Origin of the sequence: Wolbachia endosymbiont (group A) of Myopa testacea, assembly GCF_964027115.1 — a bacterium.
GTDB lineage: Bacteria > Pseudomonadota > Alphaproteobacteria > Rickettsiales > Anaplasmataceae > Wolbachia.
The window spans coordinates 831,411-852,852 of record NZ_OZ034729.1 but is presented as its reverse complement, the minus strand read 5'-3'; the positions used below and the strand labels follow the sequence as shown (position 1 = coordinate 852,852).

16 protein-coding genes and 2 pseudogenes are annotated in these 21,442 nt (G+C 33.2%); 6 read left to right on the top strand and 12 right to left on the bottom strand.

Annotation, left to right across the window (positions count from 1 at the left end):
• Positions 1–10: 10 nt before the first annotated feature.
• The 7 genes from AAGD91_RS04240 to AAGD91_RS04210 are packed head-to-tail and all read right to left on the bottom strand — an operon-like array spanning position 11 to position 15,877.
• Complete coding sequence (locus AAGD91_RS04240) at positions 11–817, bottom strand: GNAT family N-acetyltransferase (RefSeq protein WP_341820733.1); 807 nt, start codon at positions 815–817, stop codon at positions 11–13.
• A complete protein-coding gene (locus tag AAGD91_RS04235; protein ID WP_341820732.1) occupies positions 814–1,545 on the bottom strand; it encodes a thioesterase II family protein in 732 nt (243 codons plus the stop codon). The genes AAGD91_RS04240 and AAGD91_RS04235 overlap by 4 nt, the downstream gene beginning before the upstream one ends.
• On the bottom strand, positions 1,532–3,184 hold the full coding sequence (locus AAGD91_RS04230; RefSeq protein ID WP_341820731.1) for a beta-ketoacyl synthase N-terminal-like domain-containing protein: 1,653 nt from the start codon (positions 3,182–3,184) through the stop codon (positions 1,532–1,534). The genes AAGD91_RS04235 and AAGD91_RS04230 overlap by 14 nt, the downstream gene beginning before the upstream one ends.
• Positions 3,178–7,827, bottom strand: a complete 4,650-nt coding sequence (locus tag AAGD91_RS04225) for an amino acid adenylation domain-containing protein (RefSeq protein WP_341820730.1) — start codon at positions 7,825–7,827, stop codon at positions 3,178–3,180. Before AAGD91_RS04225 ends, AAGD91_RS04230 begins: the two co-directional genes overlap by 7 nt.
• A complete protein-coding gene (locus AAGD91_RS04220) occupies positions 7,824–8,759 on the bottom strand; it encodes a ketoreductase domain-containing protein (protein WP_341820729.1) in 936 nt (311 codons plus the stop codon). Before AAGD91_RS04220 ends, AAGD91_RS04225 begins: the two co-directional genes overlap by 4 nt.
• Positions 8,760–8,784: 25 nt before the next feature.
• Entirely contained in the window at positions 8,785–11,523 is a 2,739-nt protein-coding gene (locus tag AAGD91_RS04215) for a beta-ketoacyl synthase N-terminal-like domain-containing protein (protein WP_341820728.1), read from the bottom strand.
• Positions 11,524–11,542: 19 nt separating this feature from the next.
• Positions 11,543–15,877 carry a type I polyketide synthase gene (locus tag AAGD91_RS04210; protein WP_341820727.1) on the bottom strand — a complete coding sequence of 1,445 codons (4,335 nt, stop codon included), beginning with the start codon at positions 15,875–15,877 and terminating at the stop codon, positions 11,543–11,545.
• 389 nt (positions 15,878–16,266) lie between these two features.
• Between AAGD91_RS04210 and mutL the strand changes: the two are divergent.
• The 5 genes and pseudogenes from mutL to AAGD91_RS06370 form a co-directional block, all read left to right on the top strand.
• Positions 16,267–16,955 (top strand): annotated as a pseudogene (mutL, locus tag AAGD91_RS04205) (DNA mismatch repair endonuclease MutL); the annotation flags it as partial.
• A 153-nt stretch (positions 16,956–17,108) separates the two neighbouring features.
• Positions 17,109–17,264: pseudogene (locus tag AAGD91_RS04200) on the top strand (DNA mismatch repair protein MutL); the annotation flags it as partial.
• A gap of 69 nt (positions 17,265–17,333) precedes the next feature.
• Positions 17,334–17,498: a transposase gene (locus AAGD91_RS06375; RefSeq protein WP_410541929.1), complete on the top strand. Its 165-nt coding sequence runs from the start codon at positions 17,334–17,336 to the stop codon at positions 17,496–17,498.
• Positions 17,449–17,676: a hypothetical protein gene (locus AAGD91_RS04195; protein WP_341820726.1), complete on the top strand. Its 228-nt coding sequence runs from the start codon at positions 17,449–17,451 to the stop codon at positions 17,674–17,676. Before AAGD91_RS06375 ends, AAGD91_RS04195 begins: the two co-directional genes overlap by 50 nt.
• Entirely contained in the window at positions 17,619–18,041 is a 423-nt protein-coding gene (locus AAGD91_RS06370) for a transposase (protein WP_410541928.1), read from the top strand. The genes AAGD91_RS04195 and AAGD91_RS06370 overlap by 58 nt, the downstream gene beginning before the upstream one ends.
• A 28-nt stretch (positions 18,042–18,069) precedes the next feature.
• Here AAGD91_RS06370 and AAGD91_RS04190 read toward each other — a convergent pair whose 3' ends face one another.
• The 4 genes from AAGD91_RS04190 to AAGD91_RS04175 form a co-directional block, all read right to left on the bottom strand.
• Positions 18,070–18,339, bottom strand: a complete 270-nt coding sequence (locus AAGD91_RS04190) for an IS66 family transposase zinc-finger binding domain-containing protein (RefSeq protein ID WP_341820725.1) — start codon at positions 18,337–18,339, stop codon at positions 18,070–18,072.
• The gene (locus AAGD91_RS04185; RefSeq protein ID WP_341820724.1) at positions 18,339–18,584 is read right to left on the bottom strand and encodes a DUF6444 domain-containing protein; all 246 of its coding nucleotides are present in this window, start codon (positions 18,582–18,584) and stop codon (positions 18,339–18,341) included. Before AAGD91_RS04185 ends, AAGD91_RS04190 begins: the two co-directional genes overlap by 1 nt.
• A gap of 105 nt (positions 18,585–18,689) precedes the next feature.
• Positions 18,690–19,604 (bottom strand): patatin-like phospholipase family protein, encoded by a 915-nt coding sequence (locus AAGD91_RS04180; protein WP_341820723.1) that lies wholly within the window; start codon positions 19,602–19,604, stop codon positions 18,690–18,692.
• Positions 19,605–19,613: 9 nt separating this feature from the next.
• Positions 19,614–19,838, bottom strand: a complete 225-nt coding sequence (locus tag AAGD91_RS04175) for a hypothetical protein (protein ID WP_065094365.1) — start codon at positions 19,836–19,838, stop codon at positions 19,614–19,616.
• A 131-nt stretch (positions 19,839–19,969) separates the two neighbouring features.
• Here AAGD91_RS04175 and AAGD91_RS04170 point away from each other — a divergent pair, with 131 nt between their 5' ends.
• The gene (locus AAGD91_RS04170) at positions 19,970–20,497 is read left to right on the top strand and encodes an ankyrin repeat domain-containing protein (RefSeq protein WP_341820722.1); all 528 of its coding nucleotides are present in this window, start codon (positions 19,970–19,972) and stop codon (positions 20,495–20,497) included.
• Here the strand turns inward: AAGD91_RS04170 and AAGD91_RS04165 are convergent.
• Positions 20,474–21,442: a phage late control D family protein gene (locus AAGD91_RS04165; protein ID WP_341820721.1), complete on the bottom strand. Its 969-nt coding sequence runs from the start codon at positions 21,440–21,442 to the stop codon at positions 20,474–20,476. The genes AAGD91_RS04170 and AAGD91_RS04165 overlap by 24 nt on opposite strands.

Here is a 21,442-nt window from a genome sequence, read left to right as displayed (position 1 = left end):
ATTAAAATTTTTATAACCTATCTTTATTATTCCAAACATTAAATTCACAAATTTCTTCAAATCCAAACCTTTTATATATATTAAGGCCATCTGGAGAAGCTTGTAGTACACCGTATTTTATACCTTTATTTCTAGCAAACTTTAATGATGTGTAAAACATAGCAGAACCATATCCTTTTTTCTGCATTTCTGGACGAGTAGATATATCATAAATTCCAGCCACCTCTGTTAAAAAAAGTCCTCCTGTAGATACAGGCTTATCATCAACATAACCAATAAATAAATTTAAATTCACTCTCTCGCTTTTAGATAAATTCGAGACTTTTCTATAAAACATTTTTACATGCTCATCAACAGGATCAAAAATAGATGCTAATACATCTCCAAAATCTGCAAAATCTTTTGCATCTACGCACTGTTTAATGAATAACTCAGTAGGCAAACTATATTCATCCAATGATAAATCATGGAGATCGCAGTACATCCCAACATCAAGTTCATCATGGACAAAACCAGCACTTTTCATACTTACTTCTAAATTTGAGTTTTGGGCAGAAGAAGGTCCAATCCACCAAGCCATTGGCATCTTTTTGTTCAGGTAATATTTCATCACATTATCAGCTAATTCTGATGTGATTACTCCTCCATACGCTGTATTAAATGTATCAGAAGGCATTCCAGAACTTACTAATAAGGTTTGACCTATCTTGCCAATACTCATAGTGATAATCTTTGATGGAATATATTGTAGCTTCTCATATATATTATTTTCCATGTTTTTTATAATTTCTTGCTCGTTCAGATCTATATAACTCATAATAAACTTTCCTTAATTTTGTTGTTAATGAATAAAGCTATTTCTATCGTATTTTCCCAAATATAGAAGTGCCCACCACTAAATTTTCTAAAATCTATAGGGAAGCAGCTCTCTTTTTGCCACAATGATATTTGCTCACTTTGTATGCAATCATCTGTATCACCCCATAAAACAGATATTTTGCATGACAATGGTTGATTGTGCTTATATTTGTATAGTTCACACAACTTGAAATCACTATACAGTGTCGGGAAAAATGGCTCTAACTGATCTATGTTAATTGGTTCAATCAGTTTTAAACCTCCCATTTTACGTATTTCTTCTAAAAGTTCTTTTTTTGACATAGTATGTAGAAAGCGTCTATTATGGGTAAGCTGTGGAGGTCTAAATCCCGAAATAAATAAATTATCTGGAATAATGTTAAACTCTTTATGCAGTGTCCTACTCATCTCAAAAGCAATAAGTGCTCCCATACTATGCCCAAAAAAGCTAAATGGTTTATCACAAACCTTATATACCTCTGGAATAATATCATCTATCAATTCATTGATTGTATTAAAAGCATTTTTATGAAAATATTTTCCTCTCCCTTTTAGTAAAGCATATCTACAGGAAATGTTAGGTAAAAAATGTTTAAACCATGGGATATATGATTCACCGTTTCCTCCAGCGAATGGGAAAAAGATTAAGGTATGGTCATAATTTTTTTTATTACTACAGCTGATCATAAACTTCTTCTTCCTGCATCTTTTTTTGTTTCAAATTTTCAACAATATAAGCTTTTAAATCTTTCAATTTCGGATAGTTAAATAAAACCACTGGAGACAAATTGACTTGAATCTCTTTATTTACTAAATTTACTAATTTTACTGCTAGCAATGAATCTCCGCCTTGCTCAAAAAAATTATCTTCATTTATGAAAGTGATATTTACACCTAATGTTTGATTCCATGCCAATAAGATTTTTTGCTCAGTATTATAACAAATATCACTTTTATGAGCAGTAGATTGCATCAAAACATTTTTATCTGTAATGTTTTGGTCTAATTTATTTGGATACCTAAATTTTCTAAAATTAGTACTTGGAAGGGGTATATAAGTAAAGTTATTCTCATGATTAGAGACTATAACGTGCACATTTGTTCCGCCAACACCCAAGGATGTCACAGCTGCGTATCTACAATCATCGTTCCAACTGTTAGTTTGAGTTGCAAACCTTAAAAAACTTTCTTCTTGTTTTATATGATTCGTTACTTGTGACAGATTGGGTTGTGGAAATACCTTGCCTTGTTTGACGGACAAAGTTGCTTTTATGAAACTAATAATACCGCTAGCTGCATCGAGGTGACCAATATTAGCTTTTACAGAACCAACATAACATAAATTGCTCCTATCTTTACCATACACCTCATCTAAAGCAGTAAGTTCCATTGCATCACCTATAACTGTCCCTGTACCGTGGCCTTCAATATATCCTATTTCTTTTGGGTTTAAATTTGATTGCATTAAAGCTTTCCTAATAACTTCAATTTGTTGCTCAACACTAGGTGATAAAAAACTAGCTTTGTTACTACCGTCATTGTTTATTGCTGATGCATGAATGATACTCCAAATATTTCTTTTCTCAAAAATAGCCTCTTTTTTCTTTTGAAGAACAATAACGCCAACTCCACATCCATCAACAATACCATCAGCCTCTGAAGAATAAGGACTACATAAACCTGTTTTAGAATAAATCATACCTTCAACGAATTCATAGCTACTGTACATAGGTAGCGTTATCGAAACACCTCCAACTATTGCTATGTCACAGTCAGATATTTGCAAAGACCTGCATGCTTGATGTAGAGCCACAAGTGAACTTGAGCATCCTGATTGTACGGTTAAAGCGGGACCGGTAAAGTTAAGTTTATATGCCACTCTAGTTGCCAAGTAATCCTTATCATTTCCAATCAACCAACTATATTTATCAAGTGAACCTAAAGTGCCATTCTCATAAAGCGAAAACGAGTAGGTATAATTGGTTGAACAAGAACAAAAGATACCTATAGTTTTTTGATTTTCTAAATATGAAATGCCAGCTGTTTCAAGAGCGTGTACTACTGCTTCAAGTATCACCCTATGTTGAGGATCCATAATTCTCGCTTCTTGGTCAGATATATTAAAAAACCCGGCATCAAAACAATTGTAATCATCAAGAATCCCTTTGGCATTAACCATATTACTGCTAGCACCACATTTTACACTCGGCAAAGATTTGATTGATATAGTGGACGTTATCAAATTATTTATAAATTCGTTTACATTTTTTGCTCCTGGCACCCTTAAGTGAGTTCCGATAACCGCTATTTCTTCTAATTTTAGCATTCTTTACCCTCCAGAATACTTCTGGCTAAATTATCTACCTGTTGTTTAAAAATTGGGAATCTAAAAACATCAACAACAGAAACTGTTTTCTTACCTTTGATATTACTATTTAAATTTTTCGCTAGTACAACTGCTTTTATAGAGTTGCCACCAAGATCAAAAAAATTATCATTACTATTAAGATCTCTAATGTTTAATGTTTGATACCATGATGCTCTTATAAGCTCTTCAAAACTTCTTGCTATCGTGTCTGAGCGATTATTATAAGGTTTCATAGTGATTTTAGGTAGCTTTATGTTATCTACTTTTCCATTAACAGTAAGTGGAAAGAAATCAATTGGAATAAAAAACTCTGGTATCGCGTAATTAGGAAGCTTCTGATTCAAAAAGGATTTCAACTCTAAATGATTTATTTTTTCGCTGGCTATATAATATGCTGCAAGTGCTTTTATGCTATTTTCTAATTCTACCACTATAACATGTGAGTCTACTATATTTGGAAATTTGCTGATTGATTTAGTAATTTCTTTTACTTCCACTCTATATCCATTAATTTTAATCTGTGTATCTATTCTGCCTAAATATTCAAAATCTCCGTCTTCATTCAAAATCGCTAGATCACCTGTTTTATAAAATCTATATGACTCAGAACATAATTCTGGAAAATTTTTAAAAATAAATTTTTCATTATTGAAGTTGGGATCATTTATGTATTCCTTACAAATACCTTGGCCAGAAATCCAAATCTCTCCTGGAACACCAACAGGAAGTAATTCTTGATTTCGATCAACTACAATTATTCCAACATCTTGCAAGGGGATTCCAATATTAGAGTTGTGAACTTTTTCATCAATAAATTTGTATGCAGAGTGAACAGTTGTTTCAGTTATTCCATACATATTGATAAATTTTGTTTTATCCTTGCCGTATCTACGCCACCAAACATTTATAATATTGGGGGTTAACGATTCTCCCCCAAATACAATTATTCTTGGGGTAAATGTATCAAATTGCGTGTCAGATACTGAAAGTAGGTTTTTAAATGCTGTAGGGGTTTGACTTAAAATAGAGATTTTATTATCAGTTATGAGTTTTAAGAACTTTTTAAAATCTTTACATGTTTCATCTCTGACAACAACAAGTGTACCACCATATAAAATAGCTCCAAATATTTCCCATACAGAAAAATCAAAGGCATATGAGTGAAACAATGTCCACGTATCTTTGTCGCTAAAATGAGCCCATTCTTGACAAGCTAAAAATAATCTAGCAACGTTGCGATGTGTTGTTGCAACTCCCTTTGGGGTACCAGTTGTACCTGAAGTAAAGATCACATATGCAATTTTATCCAAAAATTCTCTATTTTGATGAAAATCCTTATCACTTACGTCTATATCTGAAAATTCCTGATATAAATCTTCAGTAATTACAAGTGTTATACCACTTTTACTGCGTATATATTGATTGCGTGATGGAGGATTTCTAGGGTCAAGAGGCACATAATAACAACCACTTAACAAGATTCCTAAAATAGATGATACTACTCGCCAAGTCTTAGGCATAGAAACCCCAATAGCGCTTTCAGGAGGAATATTTTTGCTTAGAATTGCATTTTTAACTTTTTTTGCTTCTATAAGAAGTTCTTCATAAGTAATACTATGATCTTGATCAATTATTGCAATTTTTCTAGGATAAGTACCTGTTATTCTTAAAAAGGATTGTACTAAATCTTCTTTACAGTCAATTTTATTATAAATTGCATTGGATCGTATTATTTGTAAATGCCTTTTCGGTAGCATGTTTATGCTATCTATTTTTTTTGTCTCTGATATTGGGAGCTCCAACAGCAAATGCTTGAAAATTTCTCCTAAGGCCTTTAAATACTTTTGGCTTATTCTACAGCCTTGACATTCGAAGATAAATTCAAGCTTGTCATTTTTATCAACCACAGAAAGTACCAGGGGGGCTTTTGAAGCCTTAGGAAACATAATTTCACTTTTAATTGATAAGCCCTCTATTTCAAAAGTTTTTCCAATATCTAAATAACTAAAAATAATATCAAAAATATTATCAAAGTTTTTATGCTGGCCTTTGTTTGCTATAGCGAGTAGAACTTTATCTGTTGGTACATTTTGGAATGATAAGCACTGTAAAAACTTTTTTCTAAAGTATGAAAAAAACTGTTTTACTGTATTATCTCCACGGATTTCAGCTAAAATTGGCAATGTATTAATGCAGTTCGCAACAAGTTGCTGTCGTGCAGGTGAGCATCTGTTAGCAGTCGGACAGCCTATAGTCAAAAACTTTCCGAAATCCATTCTGTATAAGGTAATATAGAATGCACCAAACAGTAGAGTTGGTAAACTTAAATCTAGTTTATAGGCATAATCACAGAGAATTTTTTTCGTTTCAGTATCAATTTCTATAGCATTTCGATAACTATTTGAACTCAAATAATTATTGTTAGGCCATGAAACTAGAGGTTCATATTGTGCTAGTTCTTTTTCCCAAAATTCTAATGCTTGGGATATGCAATTTCTGCTGTTAGAAATGATAACATGGTCTACATTAACATCATTACCTGCATAATGTTTAGATATTTGATTCATAAGATTATCAATGCCAATACCATCAATAACTACATGTGGAAAACAAAAATAAAGGCAGTAACAATCAGATATTTGATGTGTTAATATAACTCTGACCAGCAAGTCCGTCGATAGATCAAAAGGCAAATCCTGAAAGCTCGGATCTAGGATATCAGAAATGATGACGTCTTTAGGATTGTATTGTTTGTATATCTCACCATTTTTTAGTACATAATTACATTGGAATATTTTGTTGTTTGACAGAATATAATGGCATGATTTTCTTAATTTATCTATATCTAGCTTCTTACTAAGAATATTAAATTTTATGGCAATATTATAGCTACTTGAATCTTTAGAGTGAATATAAACATTATACATCCTTGCTTCTTCAAAACTTACCTCATTATTCTTAAAAAGAGTAAGACTTTCTTCTAAAGTTTTTACCCTAGTAACATCGGCAAGTTTTTCGAGGTCAGCAATCGTGTAATTTTGACTTAGTAGCTTTTCTAATGTAATATTATTGTTCCAGCGTTTATTACATTCCGAAAAAATTCTAACTGCATCCAAAGAATCTCCCCCCTGGGATATAAGGCCTAAATTAGGATCCACTGGAACATTTAAAACTGTAGAAACCAAACTACAGAAACTATCAACATCAAACTGTTTATTTGGTAATAAATAATTTTGTGATACTAATTTTTTCAATGTTTGTCTGCATAATTTACCATTAGGTGTCCTTGGTAGTGGACTATCAACTGTCAACCAATAGTGAGGCATCATATAACCAGTGACTCTTTTACTGAGTTGCTTTTTTATATCTTCAATACTGCCTGAGTTATTAAAAAACAGAACAATAACTAGTTTGATATTCTGACCTTCATCTATAGTTGTAACTCCTACATCTATTGTATGTTCCATATTTAAAACATGATTTTCAAGTTCTTCTAATTCTATACGGAACCCACGTATTTTTACCTGAAAATCAATTCTACCTTTGAAAACTAAATTTCCGTCCTTATCTAATTCTGCAATATCCCCTGTGCGAAAATACCGTATAGAGTTTTTAATAACAAATTTCGTTTTATTAAGGTCTTCTCTCTTATAGTAACCATTTGCTAAACACGGCCCAGATAACCATATTTCACTGTCAACAAGTTTGATCTTTGATCCCTTAATGGACTTCCCAATTGGAACAGATGGTTGCTTTCCATCGTGATACTTAGGACACTTATATATAGATGAAAAAGTTGTATCTTCTGAAGGTCCCCACAAGTTATAGACAGATTTTATTGAGGATTTTAAATATAGTTTATCTACCAAACTCCAATATAATGCTTCACCAGCTAAATTAATCGTATTAACATTTGAAGGAATGCAATCAGCTTCTACAATTTCTCTCATTGCAGAAGGAACGGAGTTAATTAGTGTAATTTTTGAATATTGTGGTTTCTCGTTAAGAAGGTCTAATATATTATCAACAAGATAAATGCTATATCCAAGGCAAAGCGGTACAAAAATTTCAAAAATAGACAAATCAAAACAAATTGTAGTTGATGCTAGAACACACTGCAATTGCTCTGGAGCATAATAATCACCAGCCCATTCGATTAAGTTAGTTACTCCTCGGACATTAATTTCTATTCCTTTAGGTTGTCCTGTTGAACCTGATGTAAAGAGTATATAGGCGGTGTTTGGGAATGCTACATTCTCACTCAATGGTAAGATATCTGGAATCTCTAAAACATTAAGCCCTAAATTATTCAATATAGATAGTTTTCTTTCTAAGGGATGATTTATGTCAAATGGAATGTATGGTCTATCTAAATAACAGCAAGCAAACATTGCCGCTATCAAATCAGGAGTGCGATCCATATGAAGTGCAACTGGTACTCTATTGGAACATAAAGAACGAGTTAAATCTGAATAATAGATTACCTTATCAAATAATTCTTGATAAGTTATTGCAATATTCGAATAATAAATCGCTGTTTTGTTAGGAGATTTATTCTTTTGCTCTAAAAAATAGTTAAATATACTTTGTGTGCTATTCATAATATTCCCATTAATTTTTGTTTCTCAAGGCTTTCTAGGGTTGATTGTTTTATGTATGACGCAAATTTTTGTAAAGTTGGATATTCATAAATGGACATAGCATGGATTTTTATGGGATGTTTTTTTGTTATAGATCCAATACATTGGATAGCAATTAATGAATTACCACCTAGTTCAAAAAAATCGTCATCAAGACCAATAGCTTCTATTCCTAGGAGTTCTTGCCACAAGTTTGCAACAAAAATTTCAAAATCATCTTTGGGCTTTTTATAACCAACATTTGTTACTGATTCTCTTAATTGTTTTTTCATATCAGTTTTTTTAATCAGTTCCTTTAAGCTTCCAACTTTACTCCAATTTTTTATCACCTCATTAAAATTAATTGTAGAAACTACAACACGTGGTGAAAGCTTGGTAGAAAATATCCGATAGTAAACATCAAAAATTTCTTCTTTAGTCATTCTATTTTTAATATGTTCGCGACTTAATTCAGTAAATTGTGGAAGAGTAGAATAATTCCTTGCTCTTGCTTCATTTACAGCGCCCCAATTAATAGCTATAACATTATGATATCCACGATTTACACAATACTCAGCAAAGGAATCAATGTAAGCATTTGCCGCAGTATTATCAATTTGCCCTAAGCCTCCAATAATAGAATTCATACTTGAGCACAAAATTAAAAAATCTAAATTTTTGTCAAGTAATGTCTTACAAACATTTTGAGTGCCTTTAACTTTTGCAGCAAATACTGATTGCAAAGAATCAATAGACTTGCTCTGTATCATCCCACTCTCAACAACTCCTGCAGCATGAACTATGCCTGATATAGGGCCGTAATTATTTTTAATATAAGCTTGAACATTATAAAGAGATTCATTATCTGTAACATCGGCTTTAAGAATTTCGATATGAGCGCCTTTGGCAATCAACTCTTGTAAGGATATAATTTTTTTACTAATTAAAATTATCTGTACCTTTTTGTTTTAACCATTCATCCCACATTTCTTTTTGAGGAAAATTCATACGGCTAGTTAAAAATACATTACCTTTGTGCAGTACACCAATAAACTCAGCTAATTCCATGCCAAAGTTTCCTAACCCACCTAATATCAAATAGTTTTTATCAGCTTTAATTGTAAAATTACCTAAATACTCTTGAGCAAGATTAATTTTGCTATAGCTTCTGATAAACCTTTTTGTCTGACGAAATGCGACTTCACAACTTTTTCTATAAGCAATTTCTTGAAGTAATGAATTTATATAAAAATGATGTGGGGTAGATAAATCTATGTCTATTAATTGACAAGCGGCGTTTTCACGCTCTTTCGGTAAAACCTGTGAAATACCTAATAAAGTTGTTTTTAAAGGTTCGATATATTCGCAACCTGAAATATTAAATAAATGGTTTGCCACGATTATTGTCAAAAGAGGAACATCACCGATTATTTGAATACTGGCTTGATATAAGTACATTAACGAAAAAATACCTAAAGTATCGAAATCGAAAACCGCCTCATTTTTTTGATCTGTCAAGCACCATGTATGAACGACGATTTCTGGTAAGTGGTCCGCCTCTTTTAACTTGTGCCAAAAAGAAATCCAATTTTCTTTTTTTGTAATGTCAAAATCATTGACACACACATTTATAACTTTAGCTCCATGTTCAGTAAGAGTTGAAATAAACTCACTACAAAATTGATTAGCAGATGACAAAATAAGAACATTTTTATAAGAAATATCTATTTTATTCTCTGGTATTTTTGTTGCTTTCCAATCAGGAATATAAAACCATTGAGAAACGTCTGTTATTTTTTCATTAAGTTCAAACCCTTCTTTTTTCATGTAGATCCAGAATTCATAATCAGCAAACTGATAAAGTGGGGCTGCTATTCTATGGCATCCATCTATCTTGACACTTAAATTTGTTATCATAGCACCTTGAAGCCAATCATTAATCAATGACTTTGGATTGTTAAAGTTGTCATTTGTAAGGCTGATTTCTTGATATTTGTTTACCACAATTAACAAATCCTTCTCTATACCTTCAAGCTTACACAGCAACTCTTGTACATTGGATGCAATTACAGCATATCTATAATTAAAGTGCCTTCTTCCAATTAGTAAAGTGTATGATAAATTTCTTAGGTTTACTTCTGGATGTGACAAAAAATAATTTTTAAAATTATTAATATAATGTATTAAAGATACCGGACTCTTTGCTGAAAAAGTAAATAGGTAGTCACTATCTTTGCTATAGTCTGCAGTATTTGTTTTTTGAGGAAGATATTCTTCTAAAACAATATTTACATTTGTTCCTCCTATACCAAATGAACTTATAATTGCAATTCTGCCTTTATCACCTGAACACCATTCTTTTAAATTTCTTACTAACTCAATTGGTGAATTAGAATCATCCAACTCAGGATTTGGATTTCTAAAATTTGCTATGGGAGAAATCGTTTTGTTTTCTAAGTCAAGCAAAACCTTGATGAAACCAGCAATACCTGAAGCCGCGTCCAAATGGCCTATATTGCTCTTAACTGAACTTAGCGCAACACTGTTTTTTTGAGATCTTGCAAATATCTTTTCTAATCCTTTATATTCAATCGGATCTCCAATTTTCGTGCCTGTACCGTGTGCTTCTATATACTGAATATCTTTTGGTTCTAGTTCGGCATATGCTAGTGCCGTTTCCATGCAGGCCATTTGTCCAGAAATAGAAGGTGCCATGTATCCAACCTTATCATTACCATCATTATTAGTAAAACTCGACCTGATGACACCGTATATTTGATCACCGTCATCTATTGCATCACTTAACCTCTTTAAAATAACTAATCCAATACCATTAGCAAATACTGTTCCGGAAGCATCATCTGAAAAAGGCCTACAATAGCCATCATTTGACATAATACCACCTTGCTCATAAATATACCCATAGTGATATCTTGGTTTTATTGCAACCCCGCCAGCAAGTGCTATATCACAATCAAAATTATTTAGACCACTACAAGCATGATGTACTGAAACTAATGAACTAGAACAGCCGCATTTTAAAGTAAATGCAGGTCCTTTTAAGTTGAGATTATGCGATATTCTAGTGGCTAGGAAATCTGGCTCATTAAGAAATAGAATCTGGTTCTTTTCATATTCGCTGGTATTTCCATGAAAAGTGTTCCTCAGGTTTTCTATAAAATAGAAGTTCACACTTGAAGCAATGTAAACACCAACGGGTACGTTTATACCATTTGGACAATATCCAGCATGCTCGAAGGCGTGCCAAGAATACTCAAGTGCCTTACGCATTTGAGGATCCAGATATTTAGCTTCTTTAGGACTATAACCAAAAAAACTAGCATCGAAATTTTTAAAATTACTAGGCCCTCCTCCAAATGGAATAAAGTTTGTATTGTTTGCAATATCATCTGGCAGATTCTTTGCAATTTGATCTTGGTTGCTTTTTTTTATTCCTAGGCTACCAGTGGAAGTTAAATTCCACAAATCATAGGCATTGTCAACGCCTGGAAATGCCCCGGAAAAACCTATCACGGCAATTTTGTTTATACAATCTACCATCTTACTTTCCCACAAAGTCTTCTTTCTATTCTCTATGCAAGAATAGAAAACGCTTAAAAAAACACCTAGCTTACTACCTATCCACTCTAAGAAGCTATTATCTTCTTTTGCTTCCAACTAAACAATGCTTTTCATACTATCTCCTTGCTATATCTATTCTCTTAAAATTAATTTTTGCGCTCTTTTTACGATTAAACCTTTCTATAGCGTTACTACGAAAATGATCGTCATTTATATTTTGCTCTATTTTATCTGAGAGCTTCTTAATGGTAGAAAATTCAAATAAGTCAACAATCGAAAATTTGATACCAAAGCTTTTATTAATTACCTTTAACATTTGTAAAGCTAACAAGGAATGTCCACCTAATTCAAAAAAACTATCATGAATTCCTATACCTTCAACTCCTAATAGCTCAGTCCATGTCTCTGTAAGATCCTCTTGAATTCTTGTGCTTGGCGACACATATTCTACACCTATATTAGGTCGAGGAACTTTATTTAAAAATCTTGATATATCATATTCTGAAACCTGATCTAAAACCCAGTTTTTATAACGTTCATTTAAGTCTGTATTGGAAATAATTAAATTAGAAAAAATCTTTCCATAAATCTTCTTTATTAACAAAGAACCTAATTCTGGAGAAATTGCTAGTTGATTTAGATGATTGCCAAAGGAACCCATCTGAAATTCTTCTGGTTCGCTTTCATTTATCTGGAAGTTCCATGCTTCCCAATTTATCACTGACCAGTTAGTATCACTTTTAATTTGCTGTTGCCAAAGTATAAAACTATCTATGTAAGAATGCATACCTCCATATACAAACATACCAATTCCCCCTAAAACACTTGAAATAGAAGAAATAATATGGCAGTTTTTAATTTTAAAATCCTTTACAATTTTAGATAAATTACTCAAACCTTCTTTTTTTGCATAAAAACAAGCTTGATAAAAATCATTATCAATGTCTTTAAGCAACCTATAATGCATGGAAGCATCTACCCCAGATGTATGAACTATATTATCTATCGAATTTCCGTTATTTAGTTTCAAAGCAGTTGTAATCACATTTGATAATTGAGTCAAATTACCAATATCAGCACTTAAGATAAAAAGCCTGTTTTTCCCCAATTTCCTCAACTTTTCAATTTTTTGAGCTTTAATTCTATCACGCTTTGTTTTGGGGTTTTCAAGTGATTCAATACTAGATCTTTGCACTAGAAAAATTTTTTGCTTTGTTGTTTTCAGTAGTGTTTCAGCATATTGAAGGCCTACATTGCCTGTTCCACCCAAAATAATAACATTATTTCCTAAAATATTGTCATGATTAATTGATATCTCAAATGGTTCAAAATGTTCAACAAATCTTTCACCATGACGTAACACTACAATAGGATACTCATTTTCATACGATAACGCCTCCTTCACTTCATCCCACCAATTTTCTGATTCTAAGACATCGATAAGCAGGCATTTGCAGGGAGATAATTCCTGATTTACAACTTTTATTTGTGCTTGCAATGTTGCAATTGATGGATTTATAGTCGTTTGCAAATCTGCTCCATGATGAGATACAAAGCAAATTTTGAAAATTCTATTTTTTGTATCTGAAGCTACACATGCTTGAGCTAACTGCAATAAGAATTCAGAATTATCAAAATTCTCTTCACATTTATATACCAATAAAACTACTTTACTCTGTTCTTGTAATGATAATACAAGACATTTTACATCATGATCTTTATTCAAAAAAAGTATGTGATACTTTTCGAGATTTATTTTTTTTGTAAGACTTCTACTGTGTTGCTTCCAAACTCGAACGTAAGACAAAGGAACTTTATCAGTAGATTTCTCTAAATGCGCAGATCTGTTTTCTCCATTTTTTACATAACATTTTTCTAATTCAAAAGGATAAGTTGGTAATATAATAGTTTTAGATTTATCAGTGTAGTCTCTCACCTTAGACCAATCAACTTCATGATTATTTTCCCATAAAGTTGTAAGACATTTCTGTATCATTGTAAGACTACTGGTTCTATCTTTTGGATGAGGAATGGTATTTAAAGCTATGTGATTTGAATTTCCTTTTGTCTGCAATATGCCTTGGGTCAACGACTTTAGAGTTGTGCCTGGGCCTACTTCAAGAAAAATAGGATTGTACTGGCCTTGCAAAAACTCAATACAATTAAGAAATTGAACTGGTTTACGCATTTGATTGACCAAATAACTCGAATTTAAATCTTCATATTGTAATATCTTCCCGTATAAGTTTGATACAATGGGTATCAAAGGTTTGTTAAATATAATGGATTTTGCGAATTGATAGTATCTTTCAAGAATAGTATCGAGCAAGTGCGAATGAAACGCCCTATTAGTTGGTAAAGGGTAACAAATTATACCTTGTTTTTCACATAAAGAAATAAAACTCTCCACTTCTTCCTTTTTACCTGATATGGTAGTTAAATCATAACCATTTATTGCAGCAATATCTAAACTATCTGGCTTGATTTTTTTTACATTTTCTAAATTAGTCATAACTGATGCCATTCCACCTAAATCTGTTTCAGACATCAATTCAGCCCGCTTTGTTACAAACTTTACAGCATTTTCAAAGGATAATGCATTGCTGATGACCAAGGCTGAATATTCTCCTAAGCTATGACCTAATAAAGCTTGTGGTTTCACCCCGCAAATTATTAAGTATTGAGCAAGTGCTACTTCTATTGCAAGAAGGATAGGTTGAGCATTTCTTGTTTCATATAGTTGATCTTGGTTTTGCTCATCTATGAACAGCATATTAAAGCAATCTCGATCTAATAACTTGCTTATGGTATTAAGAAAATCAGACAGAATGTTCCTGAATATACTGGAGCTATAAAATAGCTCTTTTCCCATCTTAAAATACTGACTGCCCTGTCCAGAAAAAAGAAAAACTATGGCATTTTTTGTAACACTTGTTTTTTTGTTTAAGCTGACGTTTAATTGGTCACGAAGATCAGCTATGGAATGGGAAACAAAGGCGGATCTAAATTTCATTTCTTCTCTTGAGAAAATACTTGAATAAGAGATATCACGTAACTCATCGCTGCTCTTGTCAATAAATTCCAAATATTCTTTTTTTAGATTTTTGAGTGCATTATCTGTATGGGCAGAAAGAAGAATTACTTCTCCATTTGATTTATCAAAAGTTCTATTTGCAATATTATCCTTAGAAACGCTTTGGAAGGTTTTCATTATAACGTGAGCATTTGTTCCACCTATACCCAAAGCTGTAATACCAGCGTAAATAGGATCTTTACCTTTGAGGTCTATACTCTCTTTTGCATTAACATAAAAAGGACTACTTGCAAGATCAATCTTGGAATTGGGTTCTTCAAAATTAATTTGAGGAGGAATTTTTCTATTTTTCAATATCAGTGCTGTTTTTATAACGCCTGCAATACCACTTGCTGTATCAAGATGTCCTATATTAGCCTTCACAGATTGTAAAGCACATAAATTACTATTGGATACACCAGAAAACACGCTCTTTAACGCATAAAATTCTATTGGATCACCTAAATTAGTACCTGTGCCATGAGTCTCTATCAATGCATATTGTTCTGGAGTAATTTTTGCAATTTCCATTGCTTTCTTGATAACTTGAGCTTGCTGTAGGCTACAAGGGGATGTAAAACTTGCCTTGTTACATCCATCGTTATTTACTGCAGTACTTGATATAACCCCAATTATATTGTCTTTACTTGATAAAGCATTCTCTAACTCTTTCAAAACAATTACAGCTACTCCATTAGTAAAAACGGTACCAGTACCCTTAGAATCAAAAGGGCGCACTTCTCCGTTTTGGGATCTAATACCGTCTTTTTCATATTCATATCCATGATCATTTGGAGCAGATAATGAGACAGCTCCAACTAATGCCATGTTACATTGACCTGTTAATAGAGCCAGGCGTGCTTGATGAATTGCCACAAGTGACGAACTACAACCACTTTGTATATTTAAGGCAGGTCCCTTTAAATCTAGTTTAAACGCCACTCTTGATGCTAAAAAATCATGTATATTACCAATTAGAACTTCATCCTCTTTGTCATCATTTATCAAACCTATAAGGTTATTATGAAGATATCGATTTATACTAGCAGAAGCAAACACACCGGTAACAGGTCTATATTTAGAGCTACCGTACCCTGCACTCTCTAATGCTTTCCAACTATGCATTAAAAGTAACCTATGCTGGGGGTCTATATAACATGCTTCTTTATATGAATAACCAAAAAAATTGTAATCAAAGCCATACAAGTTCTTTACTCCCCCCCAAGCTGAAACTAGTTCGTGGCTACTAGAATCTGAATTATTATTGATATACAAAACCTTTCTTCTTAGTAAAGAAGCATAAAAATCATCTACAGTATCTGTTCCAGGAAATTCTAAAGAAATTCCAATAATCGCAATATCGTGCTGATCATCCATAACTTACGCAACTTACCTTTAACATTGTTAACTTATCATGTTCTAAACTAAGTTTTGTAATGTGTGTATTAATTTGTAAAACACTCACTAGTCCACTTATATTGGTTGTGGTGTTCGATATTGCCAAAGCGTTATTTTTTACATGGTAGCTATTCATTTTACCATCTAATTAACATGTTATGTCAATCATTCTAATTGATGTTTAGTAGTTATCAAATGCTTTATATGGTATTAACAAGCTACATAGGAACTAAAAAGTCTACACATCTCTATAGGTCCTTTTTATATATCTTCTCTCTGTAATATGCTTTTGAAGTCCAGCAAATGAATTGAGTAAACCATACTTGATTTGCATTGATATTCAACTGATCAGACTGAGGATTGAAAATATGACAATAATTCTTTTAGACACAAAAACCATAAACCGTATAGCAGCGGATAGAGAGGCCAGCAAGTGTAGTAAGGGAATTAGTAGAAAATGCAATAGATGCTGGAAGTTCAGAGATAGAGATCAAGATAGAAAGTGGTGGGCGTAATCTTATTACTGTAACAGATGATGGAAATGGAATAGAAAAGAACGATCTAGAACTAGCATTTACGAGGTATGCCACTTCAAAATTAAGCGATAGTGAGTTAATAGAAATCAGACATCTTGGCTTTAGGGGAGAGGCTCTGCCTTCAATTGCAGCAGTAAGTAGAATGAAATTATCATCTAAGGCAAATGGAGCAGATGAAGCATGGTCTATAAGTTATGAGGGAGGAGAAAAAATAAGAGAGATTACACCTTGTTCTTTGCTACAGGGTACATATATTGAAGTTCGTGACTTATTTTTTGCAACACCAAATAGACTAAAATTTCTAAAGACCGAAAGGGCAGAAGCACAAAGCATTGTTGATATTGTGAATAACTTAGCAACATAGTATTGGGTTTACTCTCACTTCCGGTAATAAAAAGCTCTTAAAATATGTTAAGCAAACTTCATTATTTAACAGATTATGCGAAATAGGAGAAGAATTTCAGAGAGATTCGCTGGAAGTTAAAGAGGAAGAAGACGGCATCAAACTTACGGGACACATCTGTAGACCTGCTGCAAAACAAAAATGGAGTATTTTTTAAGGGTTAAAAAATGACCAGGATAATATGTTTCGCTTCTGTAATGTACTTTAAAATCAGATTTTTTTTGGAAATAGGCTACCATAAAGACAGCAACTTTCCTTTTGCAGCAGGTCTTGTAAACCAACTATTAGTCGTGGCAATTCAACTCAGATCTATACGTTTGTTAATGGAAGGCCAATAAAAGACAATCTACTTACTGGTGCAATTAGATATGCGTATCAAGATTTTATTCTAAGTGGGGGGTATCCTTTTGCAGTGCTGCACTTAGAACCTGTCTTGAAAGGGAATAAAGAAAAGAGTATGATGAGGTAAGCAAAAAATAGGAGGGTAACAAGTGATATAAGTGACAAGGAATGGGAAATTTTAGAGCCCTATGTTGCACAAGGAGCGATAGGACGACCAAGAAAACATAACATCAGAACAATTATTAATGCAATAAGGTATATAATGAGGGGTGGTTGCCAGTGGAGCAAAAGATTTTCCTCCATGGAAAACGATGTATGAATATTTTCTCAGGTGGCGTAATAATGGAAAATTGAAAAAAATACATGACATGCTAGTAAAAGAGGTAAGAAAAATGGTTGGTAAAAATGAAACACCTTCAGTAGGTATAATTGACAGTCAATCAGTGAAAACGACTCAAAAAGGGGATCAAGAGGATATGATGCCGGTAAAAAAATAAAGGGTAGAAAACGTCATATTATTGTAGATACACTAGGTCTTGTAATTACTGCAGAAGTACACAGCGCAAGCATTAAGGACCGTGATGTTGCTACCAATCTTTTTGTTCAGGCTAAATGCAAAGCTCCAACATTACGTAAGTTTTTTGCTGACCAAGGATACAAAGGTAAATTACAAAATCGATGTTTGTTGGAAACTGGATGTTTACTAACGATTACCAAGAAATTGGTTGATACAGGATTTCAAGTTATTCCTAAACGTTGGATTGTAGAACAAACCTTTGCCTGGCTTTCCAATTTTAGACGCATGAGCAAGGATTACGAACATTCTCCTCTTACTTCAAAAAACAAATCTTATTTTACATGATTACTTCTATGCTTACTAAATTAGCTGCTTAACTCCTTTCAAGACAGGTTCTAAGGTTGCTTATGATCGCTTTAGCATTAGACCCTAGAAGATCTCTTGCAACACCTTCGGGTAAATTTGCTGTAATTCTTTTTTTACATACTCTACAACGTCCTCTTTGCAATCTGTACTCAGTTACAATTGGCTTAATTTCTGGCAACTCTGCCTTCTGATGAATAATTTCATCTTCTAAAATAACCTTACCTCCACACATACAAATCGTATCAATTGTGCAGCTCACTACCTCATCTGCAGCCATTAATTTACGCTTATGCGCCTTATGTCCTGGCTGACCTCCTGTTTTTTATCACTTTTCTTTTTTGCTTTCTTACGATATATATCTCGTGACGGTGGTAGCGATGAATTTTGCGAATTTAAGCCCAATTTGTCTTCTAATTCAACTATTTTTGCTTTGAAGCTATTATTTTCTCTGATCAGCGCTTTTATTTCTTCCTTGAGATTAACGTTTTCTACTGCAACCCTTTCTTGCAGCACTGTTATCATTTACCCATTCCATATTTAGCTTCCTATTCCTTTACACTTTTATACTTACTTTATAAACCACTTTATCTCCGTAAACGGCTACGAATTTTTTTGCATTTCTGCGTATCAAGATACGACATCACAGAATTTGTCTATCACTTTCTGGTTATCCTCTATCATTTTACTTGCCTCTTGCTGAAGAAATTTGATATTTTTGAGTGTAATATTGTCCATCTCAGTCGATGCTACTTTCAATTGCGATTGTATTCTTATGTATTTATCATCTATTACTTGTTCTAGTTGATAATCAACGCAATCCAATCCAGAAGCAAACATCACATTCAGTAGTGGCTTGATCCACCCTATTTTGCCAAATCTCCTTGAGTTAGCATACTTTATACTTCTATTTGTTCCACCAGTGCCTATTGATAGCAGTATAATCTCATCATTTGGAAATAACCTTTTACCACTTGCATATGCACAAGCCGCTGGATTATTGGCAAACACTCCGCCATCTATCAACACTCTCTCTCTTTGGCTAATTTTTAGACGTTTTGGTGTGAAGTACGTTGGAGCAGCTGTTGTAGCTCTGAGTGCATCTTTTAACTTAATGTTTTCTTCTTTCCAACTTTTGAAGAAAAATTCACAACTATTGTGAATGTCATAACTGGTGAGCAGTAGATTACTCGCAACATCGGCCATAGTGCTTTCGCCGAAGTATTTGTTGAGAATAAATTCCATATTTTTATATGAGTACTGAGAACCACTCAGCCAAGAAGCGATTGATTTTCTCCAAAGTGATGCTTGAAAGATATATGGTCCATACTCTTGGTAAAGTTCAACCAAATCATTGGCAGAGTATTGAAGTTTATTGCTTTTACAAAGTCCAGCAACAACAATTCCACCGGTTGAAGTTTCTGCCATTAAGTCAAAGATCTGGGAAATTGGCTTTTTTGTCCTAGATTCAATTTCTGCTAGAATAATGGCAGGAATTATTCCTCTAATTCCTCCTCCATCTACAGATAAAATGTACTTTGTCATTTGTTATAATTATTTTTGTCTCTGCTCAAGCTCGTTAACTTCTTCAGCAAGGTTTTTGACCCTTTCTTCAAGACGATAGATGATTTCTGTAGTCCTTTGGTTTTGTTCTATAAATTTATCATGCATGTGTACTCTTAAGTCGAGTTTGGCCAGCCACCAGATAAATGCTATTGTTTGTATTACCATAGTAGCAATTACTGCTACAGGGATCTTTCCTGTACTTTGGTTTTTCATCTTAAAGTTCTCTTGCATAAAGAGCTGCGTATTGATATATACAAGATTCATCAAAATTACGTCCAAAAAATCTTTTCTAAAATAAAGTTAATTGGTTGCACTGAACAAGCGATGCAAATAATATAAAAGACATGAAATCTAGCCTTTTTCGAAAATTATTAGTAAATTCGATAATACCAATAATATGTACTATCTTTTTGTTTCAACATTTTAGACCTTCAAAAAACATACCAATAAAAAGTAATGCAAATGGCAATAATCTGGAAAGATTGTCTACTGCAGCTAAAAAATGTAACTTAGATACTGTAAAGTCCTTAATAAAAAATGTGGTAGATATCAATGCTACTCATCATTTTGGCGCAACATCATTACACTATGCTACAAGCGGAGGCTGTTTAGAAGTTGTAAAATTTCTAATTAAAGAGGGCATTGATATAAATACTACTGATGCTTTTGGCTGGACAGCTTTGCACTATGCTGCACAGGAAGGACGTTTGGAAATTACTAAATTTCTACTGGAAAATGGAGCACATCCTCTTGCTAAAAATAAAGATAAAAAAACTCCTTTAGATCTTGCTGTAGAGGCATTAAACAATAATAAAGAAAAAAAAGATATTTATGAGGAAATTATCAATTTACTTTCCCATAACTGCTGTTAATACAGTACGATAGCCCAAATTATCAATTACATGCTCAGCCCTATTTATTATCCATTTACCATAAACTCCCTTGCGAAACCCCAAAAAGTTGATCTTTGCTTCAGCAAACAATTCAGGACTTCCTGGCATTGTGATATTGAGTGTTGCTGCATCACTCATCAGCTGATTTAATTTTGCAGATGCTGCACTTTGCGCCAAATCACTGCTTGCATAAACATCTCGCAGAATATAGCTTGGTTCCTGATCACCTACTTTTTCTGTTATAGTCTCTGCTTTTTCATAATCATACCAGTAGGCAATAACCGAGCCATATTGATTACGCTCATTAAATCTTACTTTCCAATTTGTAATATCTCCAGGTGTGAAAGTAATAGTGCTTAAAGTTTTTCCGGTAACTGATTTTGCTTTTCCTTTTGAAACAAACAGTAAATACCCTCCTGCAGGTTTTGCTATTGCTCCATAAATTTGAGCAAGCCTGGTTAAAAAATGCATATCGCTCTCTGCGGTCTGATCAATATGTGATATCATGATACTTGCAAACTCTTCAGCAACTTTAGCTTGATAGCCATGTTTGTTTGCGATTTTTTCCACTAAATCACTTAAAGTAGTTTGATGCCACTCATTAAACACTTGTTCCTTTAAAGACTGTTTTAAATCTGCTGCATGACTCTTAATTTTTAACGCCTGTGGCGGGCCTTGTAACACAATTTCATTTACTATGTAATCTCCCATTGGCACAATGCCAGTTTCTTTATATCCAAGTAAAATATTCAGCTTTGCTCCAGTTCTAGGAATCTCAAATAACGAATCACGGTCATCAAGGTGAATTATAGCAGTATCACTTATTACTCCAGCTTCATCAGTAATATGCATTGATACCAATCGACTCTTTATCAGCTCAGTGATTAAAACTCCCTCTACTGAAATACTAAAGTCTGGTGTCAC

Bases quoted from the DNA above. Each gene is read 5' to 3' on its own strand.
- AAGD91_RS04190 (WP_341820725.1), bottom strand. From the start codon at position 18,339: ATGGCTGCAGATGAGGTAGTGAGCTGCACAATTGATACGATTTGTATG.
- AAGD91_RS04240 (WP_341820733.1), bottom strand. From the start codon at position 817: ATGAGTTATATAGATCTGAACGAGCAAGAAATTATAAAAAACATGGAA.
- AAGD91_RS04235 (WP_341820732.1), bottom strand. From the start codon at position 1,545: ATGATCAGCTGTAGTAATAAAAAAAATTATGACCATACCTTAATCTTT.
- AAGD91_RS04225 (WP_341820730.1), bottom strand. From the start codon at position 7,827: ATGAATAGCACACAAAGTATATTTAACTATTTTTTAGAGCAAAAGAAT.
- AAGD91_RS04175 (WP_065094365.1), bottom strand. From the start codon at position 19,838: ATGAAAAACCAAAGTACAGGAAAGATCCCTGTAGCAGTAATTGCTACT.
- AAGD91_RS04210 (WP_341820727.1), bottom strand. From the start codon at position 15,877: ATGGATGATCAGCACGATATTGCGATTATTGGAATTTCTTTAGAATTT.
- AAGD91_RS04185 (WP_341820724.1), bottom strand. From the start codon at position 18,584: ATGATAACAGTGCTGCAAGAAAGGGTTGCAGTAGAAAACGTTAATCTC.
- AAGD91_RS04180 (WP_341820723.1), bottom strand. From the start codon at position 19,604: ATGACAAAGTACATTTTATCTGTAGATGGAGGAGGAATTAGAGGAATA.
- AAGD91_RS04230 (WP_341820731.1), bottom strand. From the start codon at position 3,184: ATGCTAAAATTAGAAGAAATAGCGGTTATCGGAACTCACTTAAGGGTG.
- AAGD91_RS04170 (WP_341820722.1), top strand. From the start codon at position 19,970: ATGAAATCTAGCCTTTTTCGAAAATTATTAGTAAATTCGATAATACCA.